This is a genomic window from Maridesulfovibrio pacificus (SeqCode), assembly GCF_048612815.1.
Lineage (GTDB): Bacteria > Desulfobacterota > Desulfovibrionia > Desulfovibrionales > Desulfovibrionaceae > Maridesulfovibrio > Maridesulfovibrio pacificus.
Map to the genome: position 1 here is coordinate 2,773,303 of NZ_JBLZNE010000001.1, position 6,698 is coordinate 2,780,000.

Annotated in this window: 5 protein-coding genes and 2 rRNA genes (1 of these 7 running past the window's edge); 2 read left to right on the forward strand and 5 right to left on the reverse strand. The window is 44.8% G+C overall.

Annotated elements, in window-relative coordinates; all coding sequences use genetic code 11:
* Positions 1 to 10 precede the first annotated feature (10 nt).
* Positions 11 to 190 (reverse strand): hypothetical protein, encoded by a 180-nt coding sequence (locus ACNI23_RS12895; RefSeq protein WP_420249230.1) that lies wholly within the window; start codon positions 188 to 190, stop codon positions 11 to 13.
* Between the two features lie 211 nt (positions 191 to 401).
* Here ACNI23_RS12895 and ACNI23_RS12900 point away from each other — a divergent pair, with 211 nt between their 5' ends.
* Positions 402 to 1,469 (forward strand): HD-GYP domain-containing protein, encoded by a 1,068-nt coding sequence (locus tag ACNI23_RS12900; RefSeq protein ID WP_420249231.1) that lies wholly within the window; start codon positions 402 to 404, stop codon positions 1,467 to 1,469.
* 55 nt (positions 1,470 to 1,524) lie between these two features.
* On the opposite strand, the gene ACNI23_RS12905 is transcribed toward ACNI23_RS12900, so the two are convergent.
* Complete coding sequence (locus tag ACNI23_RS12905; RefSeq protein WP_420249234.1) at positions 1,525 to 2,490, reverse strand: AEC family transporter; 966 nt, start codon at positions 2,488 to 2,490, stop codon at positions 1,525 to 1,527.
* A gap of 138 nt (positions 2,491 to 2,628) precedes the next feature.
* On the opposite strand from ACNI23_RS12905, the gene ACNI23_RS12910 reads away from it, so the two are divergent.
* Complete coding sequence (locus tag ACNI23_RS12910) at positions 2,629 to 3,213, forward strand: hypothetical protein (RefSeq protein ID WP_420249236.1); 585 nt, start codon at positions 2,629 to 2,631, stop codon at positions 3,211 to 3,213.
* A gap of 2 nt (positions 3,214 to 3,215) precedes the next feature.
* Here the strand turns inward: ACNI23_RS12910 and ACNI23_RS12915 are convergent, their stop codons facing one another.
* The 3 genes from ACNI23_RS12915 to ACNI23_RS12925 form a co-directional block, all read right to left on the reverse strand.
* Positions 3,216 to 3,797, reverse strand: a complete 582-nt coding sequence (locus ACNI23_RS12915; RefSeq protein ID WP_420249238.1) for a pentapeptide repeat-containing protein — start codon at positions 3,795 to 3,797, stop codon at positions 3,216 to 3,218.
* Positions 3,798 to 4,062: 265 nt separating this feature from the next.
* Positions 4,063 to 4,177: ribosomal RNA gene (rrf, locus tag ACNI23_RS12920) — 5S ribosomal RNA — on the reverse strand.
* Positions 4,178 to 4,278: 101 nt separating this feature from the next.
* Positions 4,279 to 6,698 (reverse strand): 23S ribosomal RNA (locus tag ACNI23_RS12925) (it continues 516 nt past the right edge of the window).

The following is a 6,698-nucleotide window of genomic DNA, read 5'->3' on the forward strand; positions in this document are numbered from 1 at the left end:
AACCAAGAGCCTAATCCTTACTCTCTTTGCTTTCCGGTGATGTCGGGGAATCATCTTGAACATACTTTGCTTTCACAATTGTATCCGCAACACGCCCCATGACTTTTTCGAGCTTACGTTTCAAATCCGGATCTTCTTCAAGTACTTTTTTTGAAACACTCATGAATTTGTCTGGTATTTTGTCAGCCATAAATTACCTTCAATCTTGCTCTTAAATTACTCTTAATAGTACCTGGCTAAGCACTGCATCATGCACCTTTCGATAAAAACCTATAAAAACTAACGAAAGATTAACAATATATTAAGACGGGTATTTACTTTTTAACCCCACTATAATAATCTTCAATATCGTTTAATTTTTAGCATTTGGAAAGTGCTCTCTACTGAAAGGAATCAGTAACATGAACAATGATGCGGAAAGCCAGAATGCCGGAACTGAGGAGTTCTTGCAAATCAGTTTTAATATTTTAAATACATTCGGCAGCAAACTCCCTGTATCTCTATGTATTCACGATGACGAATTTCAACGTGTCGTCCCTCTTTTTGCAAAGGAGACAAGACTTTCCAGCAAGAAACAGGAACTGGTTAACAACTACTGTAGTGACGGGAATCTGTTCATCTCTAAAGAAGACTATGCTTCACTTGCCGGTCACATCAGTCAGAACCTCGGTGCATTACTAACTGAACATTTTCTGGATGAAGCTGCAGCTGCTGAAATTTTCTATGAAGGTGTTCTGGAAAAAGTACGTTCTTTTTACTCCAATCCTATAGGCGAAACTCTAGCCGAACTTGGCACTGTTCTAGCTATTTTCTGTGAATACGTGTGGGTTGATCCCAACAGATGGACATACTTTTTCAACACCCTTAAGCGGGAAAAAGACCTGTGTTGCCATGTGGTAAACACTCTTTTTGTCGGCACTTCCATTTATTTAAAAGTTCTCTACAAACCCGGCGAAAAAATGGACCTCAAACCCTTGGCATTGGGACTGGTCCTCCACGATCTGGGCATGACTCAGATTCCGTCGGCAGTAACTGGAAAAAACTCAAAACTGCTTTATAAAGAAAGAATGCGCATGCAGGAGCATGTTGATATTGCAGAAAAAATGCTTAACCGCCTTGAAATCAGGGATGAAATCATCAAATCCTGTGTATTTAATCACCATGAGCGGTTGGACGGCAGCGGCTATCCCAAAGGAAGGCGGGGAGATGCAATTACTTTGGAAGCAAAAGTCTGCGCAATCTCAGATGCCTTTTGCGGTATGATTGCTGATCGCTACCACAGACCCGGGCTCAATCCCATTCTCGCAGCGATTATCCTCACCGAAAGCAAAGCCAAATTTGACCAAAAACTGACCAGCTCGCTAATATCATTCATCATATCCAATAATCCGGAAATGAAAGCTCTGCTGCAAGATAAAGCCAAAATGCAGCAGTTAAGAACCATCGCCCTGCAGAAAGCAGCCCAATAAAAAATAAGGCCGGAGTGAAATCACCCCGGCCTTTCTATTTCTAGAAAAAGAAACCCTAACCACGAATCAAGGGTATACCACAAGCTTCGGCCACTACAAGAGTCAGGAACATGGTCGGGATGTATAAAATCATAGAAACCAGCACGGTGGCTGAAGTTTCAGTTTCGCAAGTGTTATATGATTCAGCAAGAACACAACACAACGCCGCAGTCGGCATTCCCGACAACAACACGCCCATAAGCAATTCCTGTCCTCGCACTCCGAAAAGAAATAGACATCCGGCAGCGAGAAACGGATGCAAGATTAATTTAAAAAAATTCACCAACCCGATATTGAACCATTTCATTTCCATCTTCTGGCGGACAATGAGAATTCCGATTGCAAACAAGGCACAAGGAACAGAAGCCATGCCGAAATTATGCAATCCGTCAGCCAGAAATCCCGGTAGCTCCAAGTGTAAAAAAGAGAATGCTGCTCCGGCAAAAGAAGCTCCAATCAAGGGAGTCTTGAGCATGGACAGAGCTATCTGCCCGATTATACCCGAAGTAGCCTTGGTTTTATCCGCCCGGTGCAGTTCAAAGGTAGCCACGACCATTATGACAATGACAATTGGCAGGATGATGGCCAGCGTAGTGGCTATCAAGGCCTGCCTGCTACCATCGTAAAGATACATCATGATCGGTAGGCCAAGGTAAGCTGAATTGGGAAAACTACCTGAGCTGGCCCGGATTCCGTCTTCTGTGAAATGGTCCTTGAATATAAGCTTCGAAGCCAGAAACATAAGCCAGTAAGCGCCGATCATTGCTGAAAGATAACCGCCTATGAAACGAACCTGCGCAATTTCCTCAAACGGAGTTGTAGCCAGCGAACTGAACAGCAAGGCAGGCAAGGTAAAATAATAAACAAACCCGTTCAGAACTGTTGCAGAATTTTCGGGCAGTATTTCACGCCGGAACGAAACAGCACCGGCTATGACCATTAGAAACAGGGGAATCAATGCAGAGAGGACAAGTGTAAGCATAAATTAATTGAGGAGTAAAAGATTGAATCTAAATGCAAATGATGCGGTCAGCAGATTTCTGGAATTCGTATAGACATTTTTAATAAAAAATATTTATATAATAACAGGATGTAATTTTCATGACCACCGGAGTCTGTATTGCCAGAAGAAATTATTCTAAGAAATGACATGCGTCCAGTAGGTATTGCACTGTGTGGTTTCGGTCTTTTCGGAACCATGGGATTCTTGCTCTTCAGCATTTTCGGTTCCTATCCCGCACAAAGCAACGGTGAAATTTATCTTACTCGAATTCTCGCGACACTGGGAATAATTGCGTTTCTCTGGAAGATGATAACTCTCAATGAACAGAAATATTTTTTGGAAACAAGTGATGACGGAATCAGACTAAATGGAACTATCACCAAATATATTCCATGGGAAAATATTAAAGATATATTTATTGAGCATCCGACTCCAGATCCTGAAGAAGATGAGGATGACTACTCTCCATTCATGAAGCCCAGACTTGCACCAACTATGTATCTGCAACTTCACAGTGCAGAGAAAATTTTCTTCGAAAGCAAGGTATATAAATTCTCATCCCGGAGGGTCGACAATTATATAAAACAGCTAGCTGCTCTCGATAACCGCATTCCACTTGATATGGAATTAATGACAGCTAATACACAAGAAGAGATTTGTGAGATGCTGCGAACACGCTGGGGAAGAGCTATTGGAAAATAAGTCTACTCTTTCAGCTCAATATCCAGGTTGGCCAGCAATGAAACAGCTTCGGGTAATGAAAATTTAGTTTTTTTAAGTTTGTTCGTCTCAGCATTCATAAAGTAATTTCTGGACGAGGTGAAATCAGCACTACTCAAATCAGCCTGATGAAACTGGCAGCCTGCAAAATCACAATCATCAAATTTTACTCGCGCCAACTTACAATCAGAAAATGAAGCTTCTCTCAATGAACAGGAACTGAATTTAACCTTGAGCAAGTTTTGACTGCTGAAGGCACATCTATCCATAAGGCAATTGGAGTAACGGGCCACTATTACTGGGCCAAGATTTCCCCAGTTTATGCCCAGCAACTTTGAATCACGGAATTCAGTATCGATAACCTTTGAATTTGAAAAGACTGCAACAGACATATTACAGCCTACGAAACGGCATTCTTGAAATTCACAATCTATAAACTCGGCATACTGAAGAGAAGAAGCTTCGAAAGTACATCTGTAAAAATTAACTTCCAGCAAAGTCTGATCTTCTAGATCAATATTTTCGAATGCGATGTTTTCATAGGATTCATAATCTTCGATATGCATTATATTCTCCTGAAATGTTATTTTCAGCAGAATTGATACCCTTCAAAACGACAACAGGCAAGAGTACTGGCTCCCAATAAGCAATACAACAAACGGAATATTCCTCTCAGGATTTCAGAGAGCCCCCTTTTGGGCTTGCTGAAAGTGCTCGGCGAACCGCTGAGTATTGCCATTCCCATCCACCCAAGGCCCTGAGCATCAAAAACAAATCCGCCCCAACAAGTAAAGCCCCCTTGAATTAACAAGGGGGCTTTGAAAATAAAAAAGCTTGCGGCGACCTACTTTCCCACTAGCTACCTAGCAGTATCATCGGCGAAGGAGAGCTTAACTTCCGAGTTCGGAATGGGGTCGGGTGTGACCTCTCCTCAATGGCCGCAAGCAAATTTAGCTTGCTTTTTGAGCAAAAATATATGGTTTAATAGAGAAGAATTAGAGTTCCATTAGCTTCAATCGTTTAGGATTAAAGTTAAGGGAAGAGAAGAAAAATAAGTCGCACGATTTATTAGTACTGGTCAGCTGAATGCATCACTGCACTTACACCTCCAGCCTATCAACCAGGTGGTCTACCTGGAATCTTTAGATGCTAAAGCATAGGGATAACTAATCTTGAGGCAGGCTTCCCGCTTAGATGCTTTCAGCGGTTATCCCTTCCGAACTTAGCTACCCTGCAATGCCACTGGCGTGACAACAGGAACACCATAGGTTCGTCCACCCCGGTCCTCTCGTACTAGGGGCAGACCCTCTTCAATTATCCTACGCCCACGGTAGATAGGGACCAAACTGTCTCACGACGTTTTAAACCCAGCTCGCGTACCACTTTAATCGGCGAACAGCCGAACCCTTGGGACCTGCTTCAGCCCCAGGATGTGATGAGCCGACATCGAGGTGCCAAACCGCGCCGTCGATGTGAACTCTTGGGCGCGATCAGCCTGTTATCCCCGGCGTACCTTTTATCCTATGAGCGATGGCCCTTCCATGCGGAACCACCGGATCACTAAGACCAACTTTCGTTCCTGCTCGACATGTCTGTCTTACAGTCAAGCTCCCTTATGCCTTTGCACTCGACGGCTGGTTTCCAATCAGCCTGAGGGAACCTTTGCAAGCCTCCGTTACTTTTTGGGAGGCGACCGCCCCAGTCAAACTACCCACCAGACACTGTCTCCAAGCCGGATAACGGCGTTGGATTAGAATTCAAGACTATCAAGGGTGGTATTTCAAGGTTGGCTCCACCGACACTGGCGTGCCGGCTTCAAAGCCTCCCACCTATCCTACACATGATAGCCCTAAACCCAATGTCAAGCTATAGTAAAGGTGCACAGGGTCTTTCCGTCTTACCGCGGGTAACCGGCATTTTCACCGGTAATTCAATTTCACTGAGTCTCTGGTTGAGACAGTGGGGAGATCGTTACGCCATTCGTGCAGGTCGGAACTTACCCGACAAGGAATTTCGCTACCTTAGGACCGTTATAGTTACGGCCGCCGTTTACTGGGGCTTCAATTCGGAGCTTCGACCGAAGTCTAACACCTCCTTTTAACCTTCCAGCACCGGGCAGGCGTCAGTCCATATACATCGTCTTACGACTTAGCATAGACCTATGTTTTTAGTAAACAGTCGCCCCCCCCGATTCTCTGCGGCTCCAAACAGCTCATTAAGTGAATCAAGTCACCATCTGGAGCATCCCTTCTCGCTAACTTACGGGATCATTTTGCCGAGTTCCTTAACCAGAGTTCTCTCAAGCGCCTTGGTCTACTCGACCCGACTACCTGTGTTGGTTTGCGGTACGGTCAACAAATGCTAAACTTAGAAGATTTTCTAGGCAGTCTGGAATTACTCACTTCAAACGTAAAGTTACGGCATCGTGTCTCGGCCTTAAAGAGAAACGGATTTGCCTATTTCTCAAGCCTACGCACTTACACCGGCATATCCAACAGCCGGCTGAGCTATCCTACTGCGTCCCTCCATCGCACACATTTGCTGGTACGGGAATATTAACCCGTTTTCCATCGACTACGCCTTTCGGCCTCGCCTTAGGGACCGACTAACCCTGGGAAGATTAGCTTTACCCAGGAAACCTTAGTCTTACGGCGAACAAGTTTCTCACTTGTTTTATCGTTACTCATGCCAGCATAATCACTTCTCATTAGTCCAGCGAACCTTCCGATTCACCTTCATCCCATCTGAGAACGCTCTCCTACCGATGCGTCAAAGACGCATCCCGTAGCTTCGGTACCATGCTTAGCCCCGTTACATTTTCGGCGCAGAATCGTTAGACCAGTGAGCTATTACGCTTTCTTTAAAGGATGGCTGCTTCTAAGCCAACCTCCTGGCTGTCTATACAACTCCACCACCTTTTCCACTGAGCATGGATTTGGGGACCTTAGCTGACGGTCTGGGCTGTTTCCCTTTCGACTACGGACCTTCGCACCCGCAGTCTGACTCCCAGGATATATCTTACGGCATTCGGAGTTTGATAAGGTTTGGTAATCTGGTGGGACCCCTAGCCTTGTCAGTGCTCTACCTCCGCAAGAAAACTCCTGAGGCTATACCTCAATATATTTCGGAGAGAACCAGCTATCACCAAGTTTGATTGGCCTTTCACCCCTATCCACAGGTCATCCGAGTAATTTTCAACTTACAACGGTTCGGCCCTCCACTTGATTTTACTCAAGCTTCAGCCTGCCCATGGATAGATCACCTGGTTTCGGGTCTAATCCGCAATACTTGTCGCCCTATTCAGACTCGCTTTCGCTACGGCTACACATCACTGCTTAACCTTGCATTACAGATTAACTCACTGGCCCATTATGCAAAAGGCAAGTGGTCACAGATCAAGTCTGCTCCCACAGCTTGTAGGCAACTGGTTTCAGGTTCTATTTCACTCCCCTAACAGGGGTTCTTTT